This is a genomic window from Candidatus Allofontibacter sp. (genome assembly GCF_038145245.1).
Taxonomy (GTDB): Bacteria; Pseudomonadota; Alphaproteobacteria; order Pelagibacterales; family Pelagibacteraceae; genus Fontibacterium.
The window spans coordinates 1-2,508 of sequence record NZ_JAYQPI010000061.1; the positions used below are offsets into that span (position 1 = coordinate 1).

Genomic DNA, 2,508 nt, shown 5'->3' on the forward strand with positions numbered 1-2,508 from the left:
ATTTCTTTTGGAAAAATTCATCCAGTTACACAAGTCATTGATGAAGTAACAGCTATTTTTGGAGAGATAGGATTTTCAGTAGCAGAGGGACCGGATGTTGAAAATGAATATAATAATTTTACGGCATTAAATACTCCACCTCATCATCCAGCAAGGGACATGCACGACACTTTTTATCTAGGTCAAGATAAAGAAATTTTATTAAGGACCCATACTTCGCCAGTACAAATAAGAACTATGTTGTCAGGAAAGCCACCATTCAAAATTATTGCACCTGGAAGAACTTATAGATGCGATAGTGATCAAACTCATACTCCTATGTTTCATCAAGTTGAGGGTTTGCATATAGATAAAAATGTAAACATGGGGCATTTAAAAGGAGTTCTTGATTATTTTATTAGAAAGTTTTTTGAAGTGGATAAAATTAAGATGAGATTTAGACCTAGCCATTTTCCTTTCACTGAACCATCAGCAGAGGTTGATATTGGCTATGAGTTAAAAGATGGAAGAATTGTTATAGGAGAAGGAGATAAATGGCTTGAAATATTAGGTTGTGGGATGGTTCATCCTAATGTTTTAAAAAATTGCAAAGTAAACACTTCAATCTATCAGGGCTATGCTTTTGGTATCGGAATTGATCGATTGGCTATGCTTAAATATGGAATAAATGATCTAAGATCTTTTTTTGAAACAGATGTTAGATGGTTAGAACATTATGGATTTGATCCATTAGATATACCTGCAAATTATAGAGGCTTTAGCAGATGAAAATAACTTCTTCTTGGTTAAAAGATCATCTAAAAACGAGTGCAAATGTTGAAAGAATTGTTTCAACTTTAAATAATATAGGACTTGAAGTTGAAAACGTAGGAACAGCAGAAAAAAATAATTTTTTTTTAGTAGCAAAAATTATTAAAGCAGAAAAACATCCAAATGCTGATAAATTAAAATTATGTGACGTTGATATTGGATCTGGAAAAATATTAAAAGTTGTTTGTGGAGCTTCCAATGCGAGAGATGGTTTATTAACTGTGTATGCAGCACCAGGAGCCGTTATTCCAAAAAATCAACTTAAGATTAAAGTTACTAATATTAGAGGAATCGATTCTTATGGAATGCTTTGTTCAGAATCTGAATTAGGTTTATCAGATGAAAGTGAAGGTATTACTGAGTTAGATTCAAAAAAATTTAAAGTAGGGATTAGTTATTTTAAAAACAATAGCGAGCCTGCAATTGATATATCTATAACTCCTAATAGATCTGATTGTTTAGGCGTAAGAGGTATTGCAAGAGATTTATCAACGGCGGGCCTTGGAAAATTAATTGATTTGGAAGAAATTAAATTAAAAACTAATATTAAAAATCCATTCAAAGTTATTATCCAATCTAATTCTGGATGTTCTTCATTTGCATACTGCTACATGGAGGGAATTAAAAATACTGAAAGTCCTAAATGGTTAAAAGATAAATTAATATCAATTGGAATGAATCCAATTTCAACTGTTGTTGATATTACAAATTACATTATGCTTGATTTGAATAGACCTCTACATGCGTACGATGCTGAAAAAATTGATGAAAAAGTTATTTTGCGTTCATCAAAAAAAGGAGAAAAGTTTTTAGCTTTAGATAATAATAATTATTCATTAGAAGAAGGCGCATGTCTAATTACTAATGAGAAAGAAATTCTTGGTTTAGGAGGTATAATTGGAGGAGAAAGTTCTTCAATCTCTCTAAATACTAAAAATATTTTGTTAGAGTCAGCTTTATTTGATCCGGTTAAAATATCAAAGATTGCAAAAAAATTAGGGATTAATTCTGATGCTAAATTTAGATTTGAAAGAGGAGTTGATCCTAACATTATGGAATATGGATTAAAGCTTGCCGCAAAAATTATTAATAAATTATGTGGAGGAAAAATAAGTAACGTGATTATTTCTGGAAATTGCAATTTTAAGAATAAAAGAATTAAATTTAATTCAGATAAATTTGAAAGAATTATAGGTAGTAAAATTTCATCAGCAGAAATTAAAAAAATTTTAAATAATTTAGGATTTAAATTTAAAGAAAGTAAAAATATATATTCAATAACTATTCCAACTTGGCGTCCTGATATTAATGAGGAAGTTGATATAGTTGAGGAGTTAATAAGAATTAGAGGTTATGATAAAATTCAGCTTATTAAGCCTGAGGTGGATAGCTCAAAAGATATTTTAACTGGCAAACAAAAGTTACGTCGATTTGCGCAAAGGTCTATAGCTAATAAGGGTTATATGGAGACGGTTACTTATTCTTTTACAAATTCAAAAATTGACTCATTATTTGGTTTACATAACAAAAATTTATTAATTACCAATCCAATTTCTAATGATTTAGATACTTTAAGATCTTCTATTTTTTCAAATCTTTTAATTCATATAAAAAATAATATTCATAGAAATTTTGAAGATCAAAAAATATTTGAATGTGGACCAGTATTTTTTGGTTCAAAACCTGAAGAGCAAATAG

2 protein-coding genes are annotated in these 2,508 nt (G+C 29.2%); both read left to right on the forward strand.

The genetic code is table 11. The features are described from left to right. Positions 1-768, forward strand: a 768-nt coding sequence (gene pheS / locus AC8IGH_RS05310) for a phenylalanine--tRNA ligase subunit alpha (RefSeq protein ID WP_507419675.1), incomplete at its 5' end; no start/stop codon positions are given. Beyond that, a partial coding sequence (pheT, locus tag AC8IGH_RS05315; RefSeq protein ID WP_507419676.1) for a phenylalanine--tRNA ligase subunit beta occupies positions 765-2,508 on the forward strand: 1,744 nt, incomplete at its 3' end. The genes pheS and pheT, both read left to right, overlap by 4 nt.